The organism is Streptomyces sp. Ncost-T10-10d (assembly GCF_900091955.1).
Classification (GTDB): Bacteria; Actinomycetota; Actinomycetes; order Streptomycetales; family Streptomycetaceae; genus Streptomyces.
The window spans coordinates 1-18,855 of the sequence record NZ_FMDF01000031.1; the positions used below are offsets into that span (position 1 = coordinate 1).

General features: G+C 69.1%; 19 protein-coding genes and 5 pseudogenes. 14 read left to right on the forward strand and 10 right to left on the reverse strand.

Annotation, left to right across the window (positions count from 1 at the left end; all coding sequences use genetic code 11):
• Positions 1-707: 707 nt before the first annotated feature.
• Both GA0115254_RS02680 and GA0115254_RS44145 read left to right on the forward strand, forming a co-directional pair.
• A pseudogene (locus GA0115254_RS02680) lies at positions 708-1,137 on the forward strand (hypothetical protein).
• Between the two features lie 178 nt (positions 1,138-1,315).
• A complete protein-coding gene (locus GA0115254_RS44145; protein WP_176739949.1) occupies positions 1,316-1,540 on the forward strand; it encodes a hypothetical protein in 225 nt (74 codons plus the stop codon).
• 66 nt (positions 1,541-1,606) lie between these two features.
• Here the strand turns inward: GA0115254_RS44145 and GA0115254_RS42885 are convergent.
• Positions 1,607-1,729 (reverse strand): annotated as a pseudogene (locus GA0115254_RS42885) (IS630 family transposase); the annotation flags it as partial.
• A gap of 814 nt (positions 1,730-2,543) precedes the next feature.
• On the opposite strand from GA0115254_RS42885, the gene GA0115254_RS02690 reads away from it, so the two are divergent.
• The 6 genes from GA0115254_RS02690 to GA0115254_RS02715 all read left to right on the forward strand — a co-directional run bounded on the left by GA0115254_RS02690 (position 2,544) and on the right by GA0115254_RS02715 (position 9,846).
• Complete coding sequence (locus GA0115254_RS02690) at positions 2,544-3,746, forward strand: aminotransferase class V-fold PLP-dependent enzyme (RefSeq protein WP_256102363.1); 1,203 nt, start codon at positions 2,544-2,546, stop codon at positions 3,744-3,746.
• Positions 3,731-5,065, forward strand: coding sequence for an ABC transporter substrate-binding protein (locus GA0115254_RS02695; protein WP_093893641.1), 1,335 nt, complete (start codon positions 3,731-3,733; stop codon positions 5,063-5,065). The genes GA0115254_RS02690 and GA0115254_RS02695 overlap by 16 nt, the downstream gene beginning before the upstream one ends.
• Before the next feature lie 5 nt (positions 5,066-5,070).
• Complete coding sequence (locus tag GA0115254_RS02700; protein WP_093893642.1) at positions 5,071-6,033, forward strand: carbohydrate ABC transporter permease; 963 nt, start codon at positions 5,071-5,073, stop codon at positions 6,031-6,033.
• Entirely contained in the window at positions 6,030-6,845 is an 816-nt protein-coding gene (locus GA0115254_RS02705) for a carbohydrate ABC transporter permease (protein WP_093893643.1), read from the forward strand. The genes GA0115254_RS02700 and GA0115254_RS02705 overlap by 4 nt, the downstream gene beginning before the upstream one ends.
• A gap of 5 nt (positions 6,846-6,850) precedes the next feature.
• Positions 6,851-8,752 carry a glycoside hydrolase family 36 protein gene (locus GA0115254_RS02710; protein ID WP_256102364.1) on the forward strand — a complete coding sequence of 634 codons (1,902 nt, stop codon included), beginning with the start codon at positions 6,851-6,853 and terminating at the stop codon, positions 8,750-8,752.
• Positions 8,753-8,817: 65 nt separating this feature from the next.
• The gene (locus GA0115254_RS02715; RefSeq protein ID WP_093893644.1) at positions 8,818-9,846 is read left to right on the forward strand and encodes a LacI family DNA-binding transcriptional regulator; all 1,029 of its coding nucleotides are present in this window, start codon (positions 8,818-8,820) and stop codon (positions 9,844-9,846) included.
• A 77-nt stretch (positions 9,847-9,923) separates the two neighbouring features.
• Here the strand turns inward: GA0115254_RS02715 and GA0115254_RS02720 are convergent, their stop codons facing one another.
• The 6 genes and pseudogenes from GA0115254_RS02720 to GA0115254_RS43715 all read right to left on the reverse strand — a co-directional run bounded on the left by GA0115254_RS02720 (position 9,924) and on the right by GA0115254_RS43715 (position 13,713).
• On the reverse strand, positions 9,924-10,205 hold the full coding sequence (locus GA0115254_RS02720) for a hypothetical protein (protein WP_093893655.1): 282 nt from the start codon (positions 10,203-10,205) through the stop codon (positions 9,924-9,926).
• 164 nt (positions 10,206-10,369) lie between these two features.
• Entirely contained in the window at positions 10,370-10,891 is a 522-nt protein-coding gene (locus GA0115254_RS02725; protein ID WP_093893645.1) for a P-loop nucleotide/nucleoside kinase family protein, read from the reverse strand.
• A gap of 127 nt (positions 10,892-11,018) precedes the next feature.
• Positions 11,019-11,501, reverse strand: a complete 483-nt coding sequence (locus GA0115254_RS02730) for a hypothetical protein (protein ID WP_093893646.1) — start codon at positions 11,499-11,501, stop codon at positions 11,019-11,021.
• Positions 11,498-12,007 (reverse strand): annotated as a pseudogene (locus GA0115254_RS02735) (transposase); the annotation flags it as partial. The gene GA0115254_RS02730 and the pseudogene GA0115254_RS02735, both read right to left, overlap by 4 nt.
• A gap of 620 nt (positions 12,008-12,627) precedes the next feature.
• Positions 12,628-13,263, reverse strand: a complete 636-nt coding sequence (locus tag GA0115254_RS02740) for a hypothetical protein (protein WP_141720754.1) — start codon at positions 13,261-13,263, stop codon at positions 12,628-12,630.
• Positions 13,264-13,560: 297 nt separating this feature from the next.
• Positions 13,561-13,713 (reverse strand): helicase, encoded by a 153-nt coding sequence (locus GA0115254_RS43715; protein WP_141720755.1) that lies wholly within the window; start codon positions 13,711-13,713, stop codon positions 13,561-13,563.
• 81 nt (positions 13,714-13,794) lie between these two features.
• Between GA0115254_RS43715 and GA0115254_RS02750 the strand changes: the two genes are divergently transcribed.
• Positions 13,795-14,079: a hypothetical protein gene (locus GA0115254_RS02750; protein ID WP_141720756.1), complete on the forward strand. Its 285-nt coding sequence runs from the start codon at positions 13,795-13,797 to the stop codon at positions 14,077-14,079.
• A 55-nt stretch (positions 14,080-14,134) separates the two neighbouring features.
• Here GA0115254_RS02750 and GA0115254_RS02755 read toward each other — a convergent pair whose 3' ends face one another.
• Positions 14,135-14,359, reverse strand: coding sequence for a hypothetical protein (locus tag GA0115254_RS02755; RefSeq protein ID WP_093893650.1), 225 nt, complete (start codon positions 14,357-14,359; stop codon positions 14,135-14,137).
• Between the two features lie 213 nt (positions 14,360-14,572).
• Between GA0115254_RS02755 and GA0115254_RS02760 the strand changes: the two genes are divergently transcribed.
• On the forward strand, positions 14,573-15,028 hold the full coding sequence (locus GA0115254_RS02760; protein WP_093893651.1) for a hypothetical protein: 456 nt from the start codon (positions 14,573-14,575) through the stop codon (positions 15,026-15,028).
• A gap of 83 nt (positions 15,029-15,111) precedes the next feature.
• Entirely contained in the window at positions 15,112-15,321 is a 210-nt protein-coding gene (locus GA0115254_RS02765) for a hypothetical protein (RefSeq protein WP_093893652.1), read from the forward strand.
• On the opposite strand, the gene GA0115254_RS02770 is transcribed toward GA0115254_RS02765, so the two are convergent.
• Complete coding sequence (locus tag GA0115254_RS02770) at positions 15,322-15,678, reverse strand: hypothetical protein (protein WP_093893653.1); 357 nt, start codon at positions 15,676-15,678, stop codon at positions 15,322-15,324.
• Between the two features lie 531 nt (positions 15,679-16,209).
• Here GA0115254_RS02770 and GA0115254_RS02775 point away from each other — a divergent pair.
• Both GA0115254_RS02775 and GA0115254_RS45505 read left to right on the forward strand, forming a co-directional pair.
• Positions 16,210-16,365 (forward strand): annotated as a pseudogene (locus GA0115254_RS02775) (LexA family protein); the annotation flags it as partial.
• Positions 16,340-16,846: pseudogene (locus GA0115254_RS45505) on the forward strand (Ku protein); the annotation flags it as partial. The pseudogenes GA0115254_RS02775 and GA0115254_RS45505, both read left to right, overlap by 26 nt.
• 79 nt (positions 16,847-16,925) lie before the next feature.
• Here the strand turns inward: GA0115254_RS45505 and GA0115254_RS02785 are convergent.
• Positions 16,926-17,834: an aminoglycoside phosphotransferase family protein gene (locus tag GA0115254_RS02785; protein ID WP_256102365.1), complete on the reverse strand. Its 909-nt coding sequence runs from the start codon at positions 17,832-17,834 to the stop codon at positions 16,926-16,928.
• A gap of 288 nt (positions 17,835-18,122) precedes the next feature.
• Between GA0115254_RS02785 and GA0115254_RS02790 the strand changes: the two genes are divergently transcribed.
• Positions 18,123-18,512, forward strand: coding sequence for a RidA family protein (locus tag GA0115254_RS02790; RefSeq protein ID WP_093893657.1), 390 nt, complete (start codon positions 18,123-18,125; stop codon positions 18,510-18,512).
• Positions 18,513-18,855: the final 343 nt, after the last annotated feature.

Consider the following 18,855-nt stretch of genomic DNA (forward strand, 5'->3'; position numbering starts at 1 on the left):
TCGTTTTCCCAGGCGGACGCGTTCCCGGAGGTGAGCTGGGGGGACTGGCGGATAGCTGGGAGCGGGGCCCCGCCGCGATCAACAACGATGACTGTCACGCTCACGGGGTGTCACGCTGCCCATCCGGCCCGGAAACGCGGGCCCGAGCCCGGGTTTCCGGCCTCGCCGATCAGCGTGACACCCCACCGGCCCGGCTACGGTCCGCATCCAGGGCACCCTTTCGGCAGGCGTGGTCCCGGGGCCGCGCGCCCGGCGATACTGTGTGAGACAAGCCCGTTCGTGCCTCGGAAGCCCTCGATGAGCGAACAGCCGGCCCCGCCGCCGACACTGCGGCCCGGCAGCAGCGGGAGCCCGCGGCTGCCGACGCAGTGCGCGCGTATGCGGCCAAGACCCGTGCGAATGCTGACCAGTTCGTCACTTTCCTAGTACTACAGGGACACATCTGGTTGCGACCTGCGGCGATGTGCAAGGCCGCCGCCTCCTGGCCGCTGGCCACCTCTGCAGCCTGGCCCTTCCTGTGTGTCCAGGCTGATGTGTCCCTGTAGTACTTGATCCGTGCCCGGGGACGGGCTCGGCCGCTGAGGGGGCTGCTGGACCCCCGTTCTGTGCCTACCGCTAGAGTGCGATGCTTGTTCGATTCGCCGGGAGGCGGAGGGGGAGGGCTTGTGAGCGCACAACTGAGGGACACCGCCGGTGAGTTGGCGGAGATGTTGTGGCGGGAACACGACCGTGTACCGGGAGCGGTCCGGCGGTGTGGTCATCCGGGGTGAGCATGTACAGCGGTGGATAAGTCTCGCTCCGGCGGGGGGCCGGGGCGAAGTCCTCGTACGCGCGGGGCGCATCCTGGACGGCGGCACCACCGCTCCGGCGCGTTCGGAGGCCGTGGTGCCCCTTTCCGCCGGTACGGCCGTGCTTGCCGCGACCTGCCGTCGCCTGCTCGCCGAGGCGGCGGCCGATACGGCGCCGGTCGTGCCGGGACGGGCAGCGCCCGGGCGGTCCAAGCGGTCCAATCATTCCGGGAAGGCCGCGCGGCCAAAAGGCAGTGGGAAACACACCGGTTTCGGTTCGTGGGTGATCCTCGCCTGCGTCGCCGGTGTGATCGCCCTGTACGTCTACAGCACCGCGATGCATGGCTAGTGTGATGCGCCAGAAATTACAGCCATAAGTCTGTGGGCCGTTTCCATGCCGCATCGGCGTCCGCGTGCTGTCGAGGTCGTGCTGTCCGAGGGGGAGCGCGCCGAGTTGACGCGTTGGGTGGGTGGTGGGGCGGGATCTCGTCCGGCCGAGCGCGCACGGATCGTCCTGTCCTGAGCTGATGGTACGTCAAGTTCTCGGGTGGGCGGTACGCAAGTGGCGTTCCCGGTTCGCGGCCCTACGGGTGGCGGGCTTGGTCGACGAGCCGCGGCCGGGTCGGCGCACGTCGGAGCTGGTACTCGGTGAGGCCGAGCGCGTGCAGTTGACGCGCTGGGCGAAGCGGGCGAAGACCGCGCAGTTCCTGGCGCTGCGTGCGAAGATTGTGCTGCGGTGCGCGGAGGGCTGAACGAACAAGCAGGTCGCCGCCGACTCTGGGGTGCGCAGGCGACGGTCAACCGCTGGCGGTCGAGGTCACGTAGATCGGGGCGCAGTCAGGGCGGGCAGCCCGGATCGTTCTCAGGGCCGCCCAGGTGTGGTCGATGCCCTTGCGCCTGCGGTTGATGGCCCGGAGTTGGTAGTCGCCAACTGCGTAGCAGCTCGTACCCTTCAAGCAGGCTCGATCGGGCATGAGCGGCATCCCCGGGACACCGGTGCTGCTTGTTCGCCCTCGCTGCTGATTAAGAGCTGTGATCAGGATCGCTACAGCGCGGGCGTACAGGTGGGCACCCGGTCGGGTTGTAAACTCCGCGTCCGGCCAGGAAGGTCGGATGCGACTCGTAGCAGCCTGTCCATCAAAGGGCTCTTCATGACTCCGTCGGCCGGCCTTCCAGGGCGCCCAATAACTGCTGATCAAGAGTGGTGACTCGATCGCTCGTACGGACTTGCCTGTGGGTGTCCCGACTGTCTGATGGTCGTTGCATCTATAGCCAGGAAGGCTGGATGCGATTCTCGTACTCCTGCTCGTCACGGGGCGCAAGCCGACTCCGCCGGCCAGTGTTCTGGTCACCCGCCGCAACTGATTGAGCCCAATGGGCCGTCAGGTCCGTATGCACGTCCTGGTGCGGCCAGCCTGCTTGGCCGACCGTCCAACGCTGTTCCCTCCTGGTCGCAGCCCGCCGGTCGGCTCGCCAACCGCAACTCGTGATGTCGGTGTGGACGGCGAAGCGCTGCCTCTCCGGCCCGGGCTGACGATCCGGCGTCTTCCAAGTGAAGTGCTGCAGGACGGCAGCGCTCGGCTCTCGTTGAAGCGGAGCCCGTGCCGGTGAACCGCCCGGCCCGCGCGCGGGGGCCGGCCAGCCGGCTCGCCGGGAGGCAGTTGCGCCGAACCTCTTGCCGGGTCGACCTGAGCTCCTTAATGTGAACCTTCAAATCCCTGGAAGTGCATGTAGCAAGCTCCGTTAGGGCAGATTTTGAACGATCAAATTAACTCGCCACCCGAAGCCTCCACCCCTGCGGTTCCCGGTCCGGCCCCCGCCCGCGGTCCGATGGTGGGCTACCTCGACTACGCCCGGGTCGGCCCGCTATCCCGCCCGGCCGCCGCCGCGCTCGCCGCCGCGACTGCGCTCGCCACCCGCATCGACCCCGCCGACCTCGACCGGCTGTTCGCCCTCAGCGACGCCGCCCGGGCCTCGGCGGCCAGGCTGCTCGACGCCCGTCCACACGAGATCGCCCTCGCCCCGTCCACCAGCAACGGCCTGTTCAGCGCGGCCGCCGCACTCCACGGCCCCGGTACCGTCCTGGTGCCCCGCGGCGAGTTCCCCGCCAACCTCTACCCCTGGCTCCGCTTCGCCGGTCGGGGCGGCCCCACCGTCCGCCTCGTCGACCCGGCCGGGCAGCGGCACATCACCCCCGACCTCCTGCGCCGCCACCTCACTCCCGACGTCACCGCCCTCACTGTCAGCGCCGTCGACTCGCTCACCGGCCACCTGGCGCCGCTCGCCGCCCTCAAGGAGGTTCTCGGGCCCGGCCGGCTGCTGATCGTCGACGCCATCCAGGGCCTGGGTGCCGTCCCACTCGAAGCAGACGCCGCCGACATCCTCGTCAGTGGCGGCCAGAAGTGGCTACGGGCCGGCTGGGGAGCCGCACTGCTGCTGATCCGCGACCGGTGCGCCGAGCGCCTGGCTCCCGGGCTCGGCGGCTGGGCCGGAGTTGCGGAGCCCTTCGCGACGCGGCATCCGGCGCCACCGCTACCCGGGGCCGCCGCCCACCTCGCCACCAATCCGGACTTCCCGGCCGCTGCGGCCATCGGCGCGGCCATCGACGATCTGTTCGATCAGGGCGGCCCGGCCGCCGTCGGCGCCTGTATCCGCGCCACCCTCGCCGACTTGCTCGACCGCGTACGGCGGGCCGGCGCCGACGTCCTGCTGGACGGACTCGGCCCCCACGAGCGCGCCGGCATCGGCACCTTCCGCCTGCCCGGCCATGACCCCGCCAACGTCCACCGCACCCTCGAAGCGGCCGGCTTGATCACCACCCGCCGCGACGAGTGGATCCGACTGTCTCCCCACACCTCCACCCCGGGCGCCGCGGCCGACCTGCTTGCCGAGGCACTGCACACCCTCACTCACCGCACAACCCACCACCCTCAGGAGCCGACATGCCCCATCAACTGAGCCGCCGCCACATGCTCCAGCTCGTCACCGCCTCCGTCGCCGGGCTCGGCCTGGCCGCCTGCGGCAGCAACGGATCGGGCAGCGATGCCGTCGGCGGCGACGGTGACAGCGGTCAGATCACCGTCTGGAGCTGGACCACCGCGGCCAAGGCCCTGCGCGCCGTCGTCCCCTCCTTCGAGCGGGACAACCCTGGCATCACGGTCGACATCCAGGACGTCGGCGAACCAGCCATCTGGGACAAGATCACCGTCGGCCTCGCCTCGGGCGGCAAGGGCCTCGCCGACGTCCTGCACATCGGTGTCGACTACCTGCCCGGCTACCTGGAGAAGTTCCCCGACGGCCTCGCCGACCTGTCCAGGCTCGGCGCCGACCAGTACAAGGGCGCCTTCGCCCAAGGCCTGTGGCCGACCGTCATAGGCGAGGACAAGGCCGCCCACGCCCTGCCATGGGAGGTCAACCCGCTCGGGCTGTTCTACCGGCAGGACTACTTCGAGAAGGCCGGTGTTGACCCCGCCAGCATCAGCAGCTGGGACGACCTGATCGCCGCCGGACCGAAGATCCTCGCCGCCACCGGCGCCCAGCTGCTCGGGCTGGACAAGCCCGGCACCACCCAGGACATGAACTTCTTCCAAAACCTGATGCAGCTCCAGGGCGCCTTCTACTTCGACCACGACGGCAAGGTCACGCTCGCCTCCCCGGCCGCCGTCCAGGCCCTCACCGTCATCAAGCGGCTCAACGACGGCGGCCTGCTCGCCGATACCGCCGGCCAGGGCACCTGGAAGCGCCTGGTCGGCCAGGGGAAGCTCGCCACCTCCCCGGATCCCGCCTGGGCCGTCGAGTACCTGGCCACCAAGTTTCCCGACCAGAGCGGCAAGTGGCGCGTCATGCAGCCGCCCGCCGCCGTCCCCGGGGGCGGGCGCGGCGCCATCGTCAACTCCACCTATCTGGCCGTCTCCGCCTCGAGCAAGCGCCGCAGGGCCGCCTGGCGATTCATCGAGTACGCACTCACCAAGCCCGCTGAGATCAACCGGATGTTCGCCTCCGGCGGCGTCTTCCCCGCCCTCAGCGCCGCGTACACCGACCCGAAGTTCAGCGCGCCCCACCCCTTCTACGGCGGCCAGAAGGTGCTGAAGTCCTTCGTCGACTCGCTCGGCTCCGGATCTGACGCCACCAACTTCACCGGCGACTACGCCCGCGCCCTCAAGCTCGCCAGCGATGCCCAGAGCCAGGTGCTGCTCAAGGGCGCCGACCCGGCCGGCGCCCTCAAGGGCGCCGCCGAACAGCTCGCCCAGCAGACCGGCCGGCAGCAGGCGGCCTGACCACCATGTCCCTCGCCCCGCCCGAACGCGCTACCGCCACCGCCACCACCACCCCGGCCGGCCTCGGCACCCCGACGCGCACCGGCCGCACCCGCCCGGGCCGACGCCGACTGCTGACCCGCGGCTCCGTCCCGTACTTGCTGATCATGCCCGCCGTCCTGGGCTTCGCGATCTTCAAGGCGTACCCCATCGTCTCCTCGCTCTGGATCAGCCTCACCACCGGCAACGGCGACGACCGGCACTTCACCGGACTCGCCAACTACCGGCGACTGCTGGACGACCCGCTGTTCTGGACTGCGCTGAAGAACACCGCGCTGATCCTGGTCGTCCAAGTGCCGCTGATGCTCGGCCTGGCCCTGCTCGTCGCCCTCGGACTCAACTCCACCAAGGTCTGGCTGCGCCCGCTCTGGCGACTCGGCGTCTTCGTCCCCTCGCTGACCGGCCTGGTCGCCGCCGGCGTGATGTTCTCCGTGATCCTCAACCGCGACGCCGGACTGCTGAACTGGGTCCTCTCCGTGTTCGGCATCGACCGGGTGAACTGGCTCGGCAGCCCTTTCTGGGCCCGCGTGGGCGTCGTCCTCGTCATCACCTGGCACTACACCGGCTACAACGCGGTGATGTACCTCGCGGGCCTGCAGGGCATTCCCGACGAGCTGTACGAGGCCGCGATGGTCGACGGCGCGGGACCGATCCGCCGCTTCGTCTCCATCACCCTTCCCCAGCTGCGGCCGATCCTGCTTCTCACCGTGGTGCTCTCCACCATCGGCACCCTGCAGCTCTTCGACGAGCCGTACGTCCTCACCGGCGGCGGCCCCGACAACGCCACCTTGACGGTCACCATGTACCTCTACAACAACGGCTTCAAGTACTTCGACTTCGGCTACGCCTCGGCCATCGCCTACGCGCTCGCGCTGATCGTGTCCGTGCTCGGCATCCTGCAGGTCCGCCTGATGGGAGAGCGCCGGTGAAGTCCCGCGGCCCCCTGCTCACCTTGCTGCTCGCGGGCGCCTTCGCGCTCTGCGTCGGTCCGTTCTACTGGCTCGCCGTCGCCGCGACCCAGGAGGACAAGGACGTGTTCTCCTGGCCGCCGAAACTACTGCCCGGCGGCCACCTCATGGAGAATCTCCGCGGACTCGAGGAGTCCATCGGACTCACCCGGGTCCTGTTCAACACCCTGCTGGTGGCGGGCATCCAGACGATCGGTGCCGTCGCCGTCTCGGTCCTGGCCGGGTACGCCTTCGCCAAGTTCGAGTTCCGCGGGCGCAATCTGTTCTTCGTCCTGCTGCTCAGCACCCTGGTCATCCCCGACACGGTGATGCTGATCCCGATCTTCCAGATGATGATGGAACTGGGCCTGATCGACTCCTACCAGTCCATCATCCTGCCCGGCCTGGTCACCCCGTTCGGCATCTTCCTGATGCGGCAGGCACTGCGCTCCATGCCCGACGAACTCCTCGACGCGGCCCGCATCGACGGCGCCGGCGAACTACGGGTGCTGTGGCGGATCGTCATCCCGGTCAACCGGCCGGTCATCGCGGCCCTCGCGCTGTTCGTCTTCCTCGGCAGCTGGAACCAGTTCGTCTGGCCGCTGATCGCGCTGCGCAGCCCCGAGATGTACACGCTGCCCGTGGCCACCGCCACCCTGCAGGGGCTGTCGACCACCAACTACGCGCAGGTCCTGCTCGCCGCGGGCATCGCCGCCATCCCCGTGATGGCCCTCTTCCTCGTCCTGCAACGCCAGTTCATCTCCGGCCTGCTGGCCGGGGCCACCAAGGAGTGACCACCATGACCACCGAACCACGCCCCGTCGGCGAGCACACCAGGAGCCCGCACGTGCCCGCCGCGCCGGACGCCGCCCCGCAGCAGCCCGTCCCCGTGTGGCGCCCGAACACGCCGGCCGCGGCCACTCCCGACACCACCGGCCACCGGCAGCTCGCCACCGGCCTGTTCGACTCCACCGGAGCCCCGCTCACCGTCCACCTCACCGGGCTCGGCTGCGACCGGCTGGAGACCGCCGTCACCCCGGGCGGCGACGGCGTGGCCCTGATCGAGGCCACGACGGCGGCCGCGGCCACCGTCCGCGCCGAATGGCGGGTCCCCTGTGTCGGGGCCACCGCCTACTGGACCCCGGACACCAACGCCTCCCGCTGGCTGCCGCCGTCCTGGATCGCCCCCCGGACCGTGTCGCTCGCCCTGGGCGCCCCCGTCGCCAGTCTGGTCGGCGCCGACGACAGCGCCCTGTGCACCGCCGCCGCCGACGAGACCTCCGCACCCGTGCGCGTCGGCGCCGGCGTGGTGGAGGAGAGCGGCGAGTTCGCCTTCACCGTCGAACAGGACCTCACCCCGGACGGGCCGCCGCTGCGGCTGCGGATCGACCTCAGCGGCCGCCACTTTGCCGCCACCCTGCAGGCCGTCAGCGCCTGGTGGGCCGAGGGCCTGCACCACCCCGGCGTCGCCCCCGCAGCCCGGATGCCCGCCTACTCCACCTGGTACAGCCTCCACCAGAACGTCGACAGCGCCGCCGTCGAACGCCAGGCCGCCCTCGCGGCGGCCGTCGGCTGCGAGAGCATCATCGTCGACGACGGCTGGCAGACCACCGACCGCGCCCGCGGCTACGGCCACTGCGGCGACTGGGAGCCCAACCCAGCGGCCTTCCCCGACCCCGCGGCCCACGTCGCCGAGGTCCACCGACTCGGCCTCGCCTACCTCCTGTGGTACGCACTGCCGTTCATCGGCCGGCACAACGACGCCTGGGACCGCTTCAAGGGCATGACCCTGCGCGAGGAGCCCCACCTGGACGCGGCCGTGCTCGACCCCCGCCACCCCGAGGTCCGCGCCTACCTGGTCGAGAAGGTCTCCCGCGCCGTCGAGCAGTGGGACATGGACGGTCTGAAGCTCGACTTCATCGACCGCTTCGCCGTCACCGACCCTCCGCCCGCCCCGGCCGGCGCCGACCGCACCGCCGTCCACGAGGGCGTGCTCCAACTGCTCGCCGACCTCGACGCCCGCCTGCGCCGCACCCGGCCGGACGTGATCGTCGAGCACCGCCAACCGTATGTCAGCCCCGGGCTGTGGCCGTACGCCACCATGGTCCGTACCGTCGACTGCCCGCTCAGCCCCGCCGAGAACCGCCAGCGCACCGTCGACTGTCGGCTCACCGCGGGCCCGCTCGCCGTCCACGCCGACATGATCATGTGGAACTCCGCCGAGGCACCCGAGTCCGTCGCCGTCCACCTCGTCAACGCCCTGTTCTCGGTGCCGCAGATCTCCGTCGACCTCGCCGCCCAGAGCCCCGACCAGCTCGCCACCCTGCGCTTCTGGCTCGGCGTCTTCCGCCGGTACGCCGACGTCCTCCAACTCGGCGTCCTGGAACCCGTGCGACCGGACCTCGGATACCCCTTGGTCCACGCCCGTGACCATCACACCACCGTGGTCGCACGCTACGCGCCGCTGCCCGTCGCCCTCCCGGACCGGCACGCCGCGAACGGCCCGCAGACCCTGCTCGTCGCCAACGCGGACGGCGACCCCGTGGTGCTCCTGACCGCCACCCGACCGGAACAGGCCCTCGCCCGCGTCCAGGACTGCCGTGGTGAGATCCTGTCCGAGACCGTGCTCGACCTCGTCGCCGGGGTGAACTCGGTGACCGTGCCGACCGGCGGCCTGCTCACCCTGACCCGCGAGCACTGACAACCGGGGGCTGGGGGCGGCCACCCGCCGCCCCCAGCCCGCCGACCACCGCCCACAGAGGAACGATGACCGCTCGACAGGTGACCATCGAGGACGTCGCACGCGCGGCCGGAGTCTCGCGCCAGACCGTCTCGAACGCACTCAACGCACCCCACCGGCTTCGCGCCACCACCCTCGCCCGGGTCACCGCCGCCATCGACGAACTCGGTTACCAGCCCGACCAGTCCGCCCGGAGCCTGCGCACCGGCACCCGCAAGGTCATCGGCTATCCCGCCCCCGCCGACAACCCCGCCGACCCCAACCCCCTGATGGGCGGCTTCCTCCAGGCGCTGGTGACCGCCGCCGACGCCGTCGGCCACCGCATCCTGGTGTTCCGCTCCGACCCCCAGCAGGGCGCCGGAGCGGTCGCCAAGTCCTTCAACGGCCTGATCGCGGCCCGCCAGGTCGACGGGTTCGTCCTCTCCGACGTCGTCCACGACGACCCTCGCGTCGACGTGCTCACCGAGGCCGACTTCCCGTTCGCCGCCTTCGGTCGCACCGCCCCCGGTCGCCCGCAGAACTGGGTGGACATCGACTCCACCGCCGCCACCGCCGCACTGGTCGGACTCCTGCTCGACCAGGGCCACCGCCGGATCTGCTACCTCAACTCCGCCGCGTCCCTGCCCTGGCTCGCCGACCGCAGGGCCGGCTTCCTGCAGGCTGCGGCCGCCGCCCCCGACGGCGCCTTCGAGGTCGGCGTCCCCGACGACGACCCGGCCGTGCTTTCCCACGCTGTCCAGCGCCTACTCACCGGCCCCGACCGCCCGACCGCCCTGGTCTGCGCAAGCGACTGGCTCGCCCTGACCGCCTACCAGGCCGTCCGCGCCGCAGGCCTCACCGTCGGCGGCGACGTCGCCGTCACCGGCTTCAACGACATCCCGCTCTGCACGCTGCTCCAACCCACCCTCACCAGCGCGCGCCTGCCCCTGGCCGCCATCGCCCATGTCCTCGTCGACCGGCTGATCACCGCCGTCGAGGACCCCGCCGCCGCCCCGTCGAGCGGGCTGCTGCTTCCTGCGGAGCCGGTCGTGCGCGGCAGCACACCGGGGCGGTAGCGATGGCCGCCGGCCGTCACGCCGGCTCGACGGCTGTCGGCCTGTCAGCTTCGGACCGACAGTGCGGCCGGTGTGCCTCACACCGGGCTGTGAGCGTCCACGCACCGCCGTTGCACGTCCGACACCAGGTGCTGAAGGCGTCCCGGCCGTATCTCCTCACCTTCCATCCACTCGTCAAGGCGCGAACGCAGGTACCGCACCAGCCCGGATCCGTGGCGGCGCAGTACTGAACGGCTGATCGAAATCTCTTCCTGAACTTCTCTCCGGAGATCATCGGTCCAGCCCTGGATTATGTCGTCCTCTCCCAGAGGAGCCTTGAGAGCGGCCACCGCCTCATCGAGGATCGCAAGCAAGTCCATAACGTCTCCCAAACTGCCCAGGACGTCCTGCTGCAACTTTTCGGGTAGATGACACCGCGGTGCTGGGCTGAGCTGGGCCTCTGATCGATCCTGTTCGCGCTGCTTGCCATCGGAAGGTCGTTCTCTGTTGCCACCTGCGCCTGTTCTCGCGTGGCGGGCGGGCCTCAACTCTTGACGGCCTCTGCGATCTGCAGGGCGGCCTGGGCGGGCGTGAGGTGCGTGGTGTCGACGACCTCGGCCTCGCCGTGCAGCCACGTGCGGGCCGCCTCGGCATAGGGCTCGAGGTACTTGAGACGGAACCCCCAGGTGCCGGCTGGAGTGTCCCCCTCGATGCGGCCGCGGAGGGTGTCCTGGTCGGCGTGCAGGACGAAGTGCCGTACCGGAATGTCATGTTGGGCGAGTCCCGTGCTGATCTCGCGCCAGTACTGCTCGACCAGGACAGTCATGGGGATCACCAGAGTGCCGCCGGTGTAGTCGAGTACGTGGCGGGCGGTCTCGACGACGAGCGGCCGCCACGGCGGCCAGTGCTGGAAGTTGCCCGTCCAGGGCAGCCCCGGCGTGATGTCCATGAGTGTCTCACCGACCTTCTCGGCGTCGAACACCCGTGAATCCGGGATCAGCTGCTGTACGAGTGCACTGGTCGTCGTCTTGCCTGCGCCATGGGTGCCGTTGAGCCATACGATCACGGGCCCGACGCTAGCGGTGTGCGGGCCGCGGGCTGGTGCCGATCACGTCACAGAACGGGCACGGCAGAAGACCGATACGTCATCGGCGCCCGTCATCGGGAGGAATAGTCAAGACTTGTGGATCAAGTCAGTCGCGGTGGTGTCGCTGACGCAGTCGGCGACCGGCGTCAGCGCGGACACGTCGGGTTCTTCCGGCCTCGGCGAGCAGGGTGAGGACGGCGGGTGAGGACAGGGTCTCGACGGCCTTGCGCTGGAACCAGTCGGAACCGGTGGTCACTTCCTCCGAGCCCCACGGCTCGCCCAGGGCGATTGACCGCAGCGAGGTCCATTCGCGCAGACGGCGGGCCAGGAACTCCCGCTCTGTGCTGATCTCGGCCATCGCGCGGGCCCAGGCGGTGAACCCCTCGTCGGTCAGCAGCTGCGTCGCGCGACGGTCGAGGTGGCGGACGATGGCCGACTGCGCCATCGTCGTGTCCGAGTCGCGCAAGATCCTGGTCACCAGATCGGCTTCGTCCTCGTCACGTATGACGGCCAGCTCTTGCAGGTAGCGGGCGAATCGCCGGTGCCCATCCTCGGCGGGACGGTCATCGGCGCCGTTGCGGCCATTCACACGGCGGCCTCCTCGGGGCGCTCGACCGGATGGCCGCGTTCAAGACGGGCGCCTGCCCGCAGCAGCGCCACGATATGGGGTGTGTTGACCGTGCGCCAGCGGGATTGCGCGGATTCGATCAGTTTGAAGACCATGGCGAGGGCGGTTCCCCGGCTGCCGGTGCTCTTGGTCACCTTCGTCCGCAACCGGACCGTGGCGAAGGCCGACTCGATCGGATTTGTGCTGCGCAGATGGACCCAGTGCTCGGCGAGGAAGTCGAAGAACGCCAGCAGCTCGTCCTCGTCGTCCGTGGTCCGCTTGGTGACCTTGGGGTATTTCGCCTGGCAGGCCCGCTCGAAGGCACGGACGGCCCTCGCCGCGTGCTCCTTGTCCTCGGCGTTGTAGATCTCCTGGATCGCGCGCTTGGCCACGGGCTGGGCCGACTTCGGCAGCGCGTCCAAAACGCTGGCCGTTTTGTGAACCCAGCACCTTTGATGGCGAGTCCCGGGGAACACCTCGTTCAGCGCGCTCCGAGCAGATCGTGCCGCCCTCAGACCTGCAAGGTCGCGCCAGGTGACTGGCCGGGCCTCGGCTTCTGCTGCTGCCACAACCTCGTGGACGAAGGGCGTCACGGCTTCCACGCTGCCGGGCACGTAGCGGATGTCGACCAAGGCCCGCGCCTCGTGCGGTAAGTCCTCCCAGCGTGCCCGTACCGACGCCGCGTTCACAGGAATCTCCTCTGCCTCTGACAGTGAGATCAACACCCTGCCGTTTTGGATGGCGATGGGAAAATCGGTCATCGGGCCCAGTCGGGCTCGAGTTCCGCCAGCGCCTGAGCTTGTCCGCGGTGAGCTTGGCACGGCCCGACTTGACGTTCGACAGGAACAACCCGAGCTTCGCCTTCGTCCCGTCCTTCAGCCGCCCTTACATGGGCCCTGGCGACCGTCATCGAGCCCTGGCCGAGGTGACGGCACGTTGACGAGGACGTCATTCGATCAGGTGGAGAACTTTCCGGATCCTCGAAGAGCGCACGATCACGCTGATTTTCTCTTGAGGCCATTACCACCACGCAGGAGGGGGCGAAATCCGTGCGCTTCAACCGTTCTGCTGCTGCCGCCGTGACAGCGGCCGCCTCTGCTGAGCGCTGTTACTTGCCCGGCTTGAACGCGCCTTCCGTCGGGTGCGCGAACGCCCCCACCGCGGTCTTCCTCCTGGCTGCGGTCCCCTTGAGCGCGAGCTGCCCGCCCATCACCCGCAAGTCCAGGTAGAAGCGCACCACGCCCCGCTCGACTTTCAGGCCATGGATGCGGGAGTCGATGTAGCCGAGCTTGTTCAATTTCTGCCTCACCTGAATCGTGGCGGGCTTGTTCAGGCCAGTCAGCACCTTGGTTATGCGATTGCCATGCTCACGCCCCTCACACGCCTCCACCCCATTCAGCTTGGGATGCTCAGGCGTTGCAGTGGGGGACGGCGCGTCCGTGGGCGGCTTCTCGTCCACCGGCAGCAGCTCACTCGGCCGCGTGGGCGGGTGCTCACCCGGACCTGGATCATCCGACTCCGGCGCCGCCGGAGCATCCGGCACGCACGGCGCACCCACCCGCTCCAACATTTCCATGAACGCGACCTGCGCATCGGGGCTCGGGCCGATAGCCGGCGCCTGCGCGCCCACGCTGTTCGCGGTGTTCTGCTGCCGTCCCCCGGCCTGCTCGCTGCCGCACGCAGCCAGCGCCACCATCGCGAGCGCTGCCGCCCCCATGCCCGTAAGAACTCTGTTCGACGTCATGAATACACGCTCACGGACCAGCCTGCCATCACGCATGAGCACGCGTACTCATGCGCACCCCGCCAGGCCCGCGGGGGCGTGGTCGGAGGCCGGACATCCCCCTCCGCGCACCTTGCCGCCCTCTGCCCGGAGCAGAAGGTGGGAAGGGACGGTGGTCGGGTGCGCTGAGGGCGACCGACGCCGTCGGGGGCAGCGCGGTGTCGGCCCACGCGGCCGCCACCGTCAGGCGGTCCCGGAGGCCGGGGTGCCGCTGCTCCCGTCGCCCAGCCAGCGAGCGCGGGCATCGCCATTGTTCCGTCAGGCGGCCCACTCCAGTGCGAGGTTGGCAAGTGCGGTGAGTTTGTCGGTGGTGAGCTTGGCGCGCCTGCTCTTGGTGTTCGACAGGAACACTCCGAGTCTGACGTCCGTCCCGTCTCCCAGCGTCTCTACGTGGCCCCTGGGGACTGTCACTGAGCCCCTCACGTGCCCTGTACGTTTCCAGGGCTGCCACGGCCCCGCTCGAACGCCCCCGAGCCGCTCTTGGATGCCTTCGTGGGCTTTCTGTTCCGGGGGCAGCCTTACGACACCGAGCTGTTCCAGGCGTTCACGCTGCCCGCCCATCGGCCCAGCCCTAGTGGTGCGCTGACGCTGTTTCTGAAGACATCGGCCGATGCCGATGCCGTGCACGGTGACGCCGGGTTCGACGTACGCGAGCACGCTCTCCTTCGCGAGCATCTCCCACACGGCTGCGAAGTGCCGCTGCCGGTCCGCCGGACACTCTGGGTTCCAGTCCTCATCAACCTCCCGCAGCGCTGCGCATGGGGACGGCGTGATTGAGGTCGTAATCCGAGATGCACAGTTCTGTCGGATGGGGGAGTGCGGAAATTTCTTGTCATTCTTCGTTGTCGGGTGCGGTGTTGATCACCAGGTCTTGCAGTTGCTGCCACCTGGAGACGCCGGCCAGACTTGTGTCGATCCAACCACCCAGGGTCAGTGAGGTGAGACCTTTCGGCGCTGGCAGTTCCGCCAGGCTCTCCCAGGGAAGGCGCAGGCAGAGAGCAAGACGGGTGAGCCTGGACAGAGAATCCATTGCGGTGATGGAGAATTCGCCCGGCAAGTTCGACTCCCGGGCAGCGAGCAGTAGCTCTTCCGGCTGGCGGGGCGGCCCCTCGGGTGCCGCCCCGTTCCGTGGCAGCCATTGCTGCGACGGAGCCGGGACCGGCTGACGACGTCCCGCCGCGGGTCCCCCAGTACGACTTCCCACCCGCCTGGGTGACGCCAGCTGTGCAGGGACGATTCTCCAGCGGCCGCGCGCCCGAGTATGAGGGGCATGATTCGTCATCTGCGCCGTACCACCACGTTCTTCGCTGCCGCCGCGGTCGTTGCCGGTCTCGCGGTCACTGCCGCTCCCGCCACGGCCGCCACTTCCCACAGCCCCATCGGCCGGGCCCCGGCCGCCCACGACGTCCCGGAGCCGCCTGACGCTGCGAAGGCCCGCGAGCTGCTCGCGGGCCTCGGTGTGGCCGACAAGGCAGTCGGCGTCATCTGCGGCACCGATGGCAGATCGGGGCTCACGGTGGGGACGGCCCACGCCAGGGACTGCGCCACAGCACTCCGGGTCGCGAGCGCCTACACGCGGAGCTGGAACAGCGGCGGCGAGGGGGCCACGACCGTCCACGCCGCAGGATCCGTCTGGAGCTGCCGGGAACAGCTGGGTCCGCTGAATCCGTATCAGGAATGCGTCGAGACAGGCGGCACCGGTCGGTGGGTCACCCTGATGTCCTGATCGAGACGCCCGTCGACGCTACGGGCCTGCTGGTCGCAGCGCTCGCCGATCCTGCTTCGGAGGTGTGCTCATGATGTACGTCCGTGCTCGTGGCGGCGGCCGACACCGGGGTGATCCTGGTGCTTCCCTCCGGCGTCCCTGCTGCCGCTGTGCCCTCCGCCACACCTGAGGTTCACCAGCGGGAAGTTGCTGTCGTCCGCACCCAACAATGCGTACCGCTCGTCGATGTACTGGTCGTACGCCTGGACGACGAGGACGTCGACAGGCTGGATCCACTCCTCGCGGGACTTTGATCAGGCCCCGCTGGCGTTGTCCCGGCGCCGGATGGGCAGATGAGGCCCCTTGTACGTGCAGCCCAGCGCACGGGAGTCCGGCAGCACGTGGCAGTCGGCTCCATGGAGACCCGCTGCTTGCCCGCGCCGCAGGCCCCGTCGTCCCAGCAGCAGCACGATGAGCCGGTCTCGGGCACAGTTGCACTGCAGGAACATGGCGACGAGTTCTTCGTCCGAGGCTCGGTCCACCTCCGCTTCCGGTTCCGGTTCCTGCAGACGGTGCCGGGCCCGGAGCCGCAAGGACAACCCGGAGTCCTCCCCCTGGGCCTCCAGCTGAAGGTCGCTGCTGTCGGTCGGCTCGTAGAGCTGCCCGAGCACACCCCGAGGGGCCCCACCCCACTGAGGCTGTGTACGACAGCAGTCCGCGGACCGCCGACAGGACCACGTTGATCCTGCGCTCCCGCCTGGCGGCTTCGTTCCCGGCTAGTACACCACGATGGCGGGATCGTCCTCCGGCCGGCCGAGTGTGTGCTTCAGTCAGACGATGAACAGGCCCAGGTCGTGGGCTGCCTCTCCCAGTCTCGGCGGGTCGCGGGGCACCAGCGGAAGTAGAGAGCCGCGCTACCAGCGTTCGTCCTGGTCGTGAGTTCGGCTCGGCTCTTTCCGAAGCGCTGGTATCGCCCCCACTGGTCGGCGACTGGGACGACCGGGAGGTCGTCATCGATGACGGTTCCAGCAGCGCGTGCCCGAGGGCAGGTCTACGGGGGAAGGCCCGCATGTGGATCTCCGGTGCTTTGACGGTTCCTGCAACAGCCCGCCACAGAGCCACACCCCCCGAGTGCGAGCTCACATCGGCAACGAGGACCACTCGCACCACGTCACGCCACAGATTCTCCAACCCCATAGAATGTCGCCGCACTTCTGGACGGCGAAGCCACCGTCAAACGCCTGCGCCGCGAGGGCGGCCGGGTGTGGCTGATGTCCCATAACTCGGCGTACGAGCCGATCTCCGGCGAAGATGTGGCCATACTCGGCAAAGTCGTCGCTGTACTGCGCACCATCTGACGGCAGCTGCTGCTCGGCACCGTCGTACCTGGGGATGCCCGGGACGCTGACCTCCGACAAGGTCGCCGTTGCGAAATTCGCGTGGCACGGCCGCGAGCGCCTGGGCCTGCTGCGGGTGCGTGAGGGCGCGATCGTCTTGCACAGCATGCGGTGGCCGTATGAGATTCGAAGCCTTGAATCCCTCACGCCCAAGGCCACCGATCTGGACGAGGACGAGATAGAGCGGGCTGTCCAGCTCACCGACACCCTGGCCATGGACGACATCAGCAGCTTCCTGGACCAGTACTGCGACGCCCTGGAGGAGCTGATCGAGGCGAAGCCGGTGGGCAAGGAGTTCCCGGAGTCGGCCGAGGGCGAGGATCGGGAGTCCGGAGAGGTCGTGGACCTGATGGCCGCCCTGAACGCCTCGGTCGAGGCGGCCAAGAAAGCGCGCGGTGAGTACGGCGGGGGCGCGACAGCGCACAAGATGCGACCCAGCAGGGCCCATCACGGGAGGGGCCTTCTTTCGTTACTGCGATCCGGCGTTGGGCGGTGGGGGAGTGTGCCGGCGTCGGTCGGGGTTACGCGAAGCGTTCGTGGTCGGCGAGCACCGCGTCGATCACATCGAGATGGATGGCGACTTGCCTGTCTCTGGGATCGGAGCACTGGGTCAACGTCAGCAGGGATTTCCACAGCGCCCAGCCTCTGGCTCTGGCCCAGGTGCCGTCGTCCTGGCCGACTGTGTGCCGGAATGCCTCGCGGCTTTCCTCGCGGAGCATCGTCCAGGCGATCACGAGATCGCAGGCGGGGTCGCCGGTGCCCGAGGTGCCGAAGTCGATGACGGCCGACAGCTTGCCTTCGGTGACAAGCAGGTTGTTGCCGCCGATGTCGCCGTGGAACCACGCCGGTGTTCCACGCCATTGGGCCTCGAGTGCCGCTTGCCAGGTCTCGGTGGCCCTCGCGGTGTCGATCCGGCCGCTCAGGGCGGTGATGCAGCGACGCGTTTCGTCGTCGTAGTGGGCGGGTGATGCGCCGCGATACCCGCTGTGCGCCCCGGCGAGAGGACCGCCCTTGGAGTCACAGCGCTGGAGGGCGAGGATGAACCCGGCGACGCTGGTGGCGAACTGGGTCATGTCGTCGATGCGTTCGAGGGAAGCCGTCTCGCCGGGCAGCCAGCCGCGCACGGACCAGAGGTAGGGGTATCCCGCGCCGGGGGCTCCCTTGGCCAGGACGGTGGGGACAGCCACCGGCAGGGCGGGGGCCAGGCGAGGCAGCCAGTTGCATTCCTTGTCGACCGCAGGGGCATAGCCGGCTGCGGTGGGCAGGCGGACCGTCATGTCGTCACCGAGGCGGTAGGTGCGGTTGTCCCAGCCGTCGACAGCCATCGGGATCACGGGCAGACGGCTCCACTGAGGGAACTGGGCGGTGATCAACCGCTTCACCAGGGCGGCGTTGATTCCCGCGCGCCCGTCCGACACAGCTGTATGCACCCGCTGATCCTCACCGGTGAGGTCGTACCAGGCAAGTGATTACTGAGATTCGTCGCGTGATGTCGCGCGCCCCTATTCCTGAGGTGCGGCGATGCCCGAGTCAAAGGCGGCTTCACTCGGAGATCACCTCTTACCGGGCCTTCCGCCGATGCACGGAGCTGAGACGCGGTGTACGTCGGGCCCCACAGGCCAATGTGCTTCGAGATGAGCTGAGTTGGTGTCATGTACCGTTGCCCCGCCAACTGCCGTTCGAGGAGGTCACCTGTGTCGGATGAGTCAGAAGAGACCATGCTCACCCACATTCCGCCAGACGGGGTCGCCCCAGGGAACGGCTACAGCCATGTGGTTGTGGGCGAAGGTCGACTGGTCGTCATCTCGGGGCAGGTCGCGCTGGACGAACAGGGAAATGTGGTCGGGAAAGGCAACGCCGCCGCCCAGGCCCGTCAGGTCTTCGAGAACCTGCGGCGCTGCCTGGCGGCAGGCGGTGCAACGTTCGCCGAGGTCGCCAAGTTCACCTTCTATGTCACCGACGTCGCCATACTGCCGGAGGTACGGGCCGTCCGCGACGCCCACATCGACACCACCCGTCCGCCGGCCAGTACCGCAGTACAGGTTGCCGCCCTGTACCGGCCGGAGCTCATGCTCGAGGTGGAAGCCCTTGCCGTGATCCCCTGGTGACCCGGCAAATCTGTGGCCGGGTAGTTGGACAGTTACTGATGATCTTCGAGTGCAGCCGCCCGGGACTCCGGCATCACCGCAGCTCAGGGATTGGGGCGCGCGACATCACGCGACGAATCTCAGTAACGACGCGAGACACATCTGAATGTCTGCAGAACCGTCGAACTTCGGCTCGTACCACCAGCCCGGCCCCTCAGGCAGGACCGGAACGGCCTGGGCCAGCGCGACCTTGATCGGGAATTCCACAGAACTGCCGGCCGGCACCCGCGGCGGGATGTTTCGCCTCACCGCCGGGGATGCGGCTTCTCAGGGCATACGGGACAGCCCTTAGCTTGGCGTTTAA

What these genes read in the sequence shown, in the direction of transcription:
- GA0115254_RS02720 (WP_093893655.1), bottom strand. Translation starts at nt 10,205, where the DNA reads ATGGACTTGCTTGCGATCCTCGATGAGGCGGTGGCCGCTCTCAAGGCT.
- GA0115254_RS44145 (WP_176739949.1), top strand. Translation starts at nt 1,316, where the DNA reads ATGGTACGTCAAGTTCTCGGGTGGGCGGTACGCAAGTGGCGTTCCCGG.
- GA0115254_RS02710 (WP_256102364.1), top strand. Translation starts at nt 6,851, where the DNA reads ATGACCACCGAACCACGCCCCGTCGGCGAGCACACCAGGAGCCCGCAC.
- GA0115254_RS02790 (WP_093893657.1), top strand. Translation starts at nt 18,123, where the DNA reads ATGCTCACCCACATTCCGCCAGACGGGGTCGCCCCAGGGAACGGCTAC.
- GA0115254_RS02760 (WP_093893651.1), top strand. Translation starts at nt 14,573, where the DNA reads ATGATTCGTCATCTGCGCCGTACCACCACGTTCTTCGCTGCCGCCGCG.
- GA0115254_RS02715 (WP_093893644.1), top strand. Translation starts at nt 8,818, where the DNA reads ATGACCGCTCGACAGGTGACCATCGAGGACGTCGCACGCGCGGCCGGA.
- GA0115254_RS02740 (WP_141720754.1), bottom strand. Translation starts at nt 13,263, where the DNA reads ATGACGTCGAACAGAGTTCTTACGGGCATGGGGGCGGCAGCGCTCGCG.
- GA0115254_RS02695 (WP_093893641.1), top strand. Translation starts at nt 3,731, where the DNA reads ATGCCCCATCAACTGAGCCGCCGCCACATGCTCCAGCTCGTCACCGCC.
- GA0115254_RS02700 (WP_093893642.1), top strand. Translation starts at nt 5,071, where the DNA reads ATGTCCCTCGCCCCGCCCGAACGCGCTACCGCCACCGCCACCACCACC.